This is a genomic window from Paenibacillus sp. GbtcB18 (genome assembly GCF_019091125.1).
Classification (GTDB): Bacteria; Bacillota; Bacilli; order Paenibacillales; family NBRC-103111; genus Paenibacillus_F; species Paenibacillus_F chitinolyticus.
In genome coordinates this window covers 1-231 of record NZ_JAGXJX010000967.1, presented here as the reverse complement: position 1 = coordinate 231, position 231 = coordinate 1, and the positions used below count along the sequence as shown (strand labels likewise).

Below are 231 nucleotides of genomic sequence, written 5' to 3'. Positions count from 1 at the left end.
AGAATCGCCTTCAATTGCTTTGTAATCAATTGCCCGCCAAGCGTGGACCCTTCCAGCACGTACAAATAGCCGAGGGCGCGGGGCAGTGTGGAGACAACCGGAAGATTGCCGCACCGGGGCAGTTCTTCGATTTGCCGCATCGTCAGGCCGAGCTGCTCCAAATCGTTTACGAGAAGGGGCGTTTTCAGGGGGGATTCGATATCGAAACACCGTTGCTGCCATTCGGGCAGT

General features: G+C 56.3%; 1 pseudogene. It reads right to left on the bottom strand.

What is annotated here, in order from left to right:
- Positions 1 to 231 (bottom strand): annotated as a pseudogene (locus KVT34_RS31420) (biliverdin-producing heme oxygenase); the annotation flags it as partial.